Consider the following 1,266-nt stretch of genomic DNA (forward strand, 5'->3'; position numbering starts at 1 on the left):
AGGGCACCTCTAAAAACTCATTGATTTGAAATAACATTTGATATTAGCTTGATTTTCAGTATATTTAAATCATGAAAGGAAAGAGATTCAAACGTCATCGCGACTACGGTTTTTTTGATCAGGATATCAGGCTCAGTAAGCTAACGCAATTGGGGGATCGCTTGGAGAAATTAGATAACGGTATTGATTTTGAGCTATTCAGGGATTTTTTAACCGTTGGGTTGGCTAAAATGTCTGCCGGTAAAGGTGGTCGTCCAGCATACGACTATGTGCTGATGTTCAAGATTCTGATCCTGCAACGTTACTACAACCTTTCGGATGATCAGGTAGAATACCAAATAAATGACAGGATGAGCTTTATGCGCTTTTTGGGCCTTACGATTGCAGACGATGTTCCGGACAGCAAGACGGTTTGGCATTTCAGGGAACGGTTAATCGATTTGGAACTCATTGAGCCGATCTTTAACCTGTTCTTGGTGGAACTGGAGCGGTTGGGTTTGGTTGTCAACGAAGGCAAGATCGTGGATGCCAGTTTCATAGAAGTACCCAAACAGCGCAACTCCAGGGAGGACAACAAGCAGATCAAGGAAGGTCAAATCCCGGATAGTTTCAAGGAGCATCCGCAGCGGATGTCACAGAAAGACACCGATGCACGATGGACAAAGAAGAACAATGTGAGCTATTTCGGTTATAAAAACCATGTAAAAGCGGATGCGGGAAGCAAGCTCATCACCGGATATATGGTAAGCGATGCATCGGTCCACGATTCTCAGGCTACCGAGCATTTGCTTGATGAGAAAGACAGGGGAGCGGATTTTTATGCAGACAGTGCCTATACGGGCGAGAAGCAGGACAAGCTCATCGCGGCGCGGGGGATGACCAACAAGGTATGCGAAAAGGGCTACCGCAACCAGCCACTTACCGACGAGCAGAAAGCCGCTAACCGTGAAAAATCGAGCGTTCGCTCAAGGGTGGAGCATATTTTCGGCTTTACCGAGAATAGCATGAATGGGATGTACCTGTACAACATAGGCATCAAGCGCATTACCGCGATGGTAGGCTTGATGAACCTGACCTACAACATGTTCAGAAAAATTCAGTTGCAGACCGTTTAAGGGGATAGGTGTGTCCGAATGTGAACAAACATAAACATAAAATACTAATAAACAAATAGTTACAAAATATCAAGCAAAAACAGCACATCAACAATGAGATTTAGAACACAAAAAATTTTCAAAAACCAAATCCCGAAAGGCAGAATACCTA

General features: G+C 44.1%; 1 protein-coding gene. It reads left to right on the forward strand.

The window, feature by feature from the left end; all coding sequences use genetic code 11:
• The first annotated feature begins 71 nt into the window (after positions 1 to 71).
• Entirely contained in the window at positions 72 to 1,115 is a 1,044-nt protein-coding gene (locus ACEVG1_RS21015) for an IS5 family transposase (RefSeq protein ID WP_374745695.1), read from the forward strand.
• Positions 1,116 to 1,266: the final 151 nt, after the last annotated feature.

This window comes from Parapedobacter sp. 2B3 (genome assembly GCF_041925275.1).
Lineage (GTDB): Bacteria > Bacteroidota > Bacteroidia > Sphingobacteriales > Sphingobacteriaceae > Parapedobacter > Parapedobacter pyrenivorans_A.

Excerpts from the sequence above, each read along its gene's own strand:
- ACEVG1_RS21015 (WP_374745695.1), top strand. The coding sequence starts at position 72 with ATGAAAGGAAAGAGATTCAAACGTCATCGCGACTACGGTTTTTTTGAT.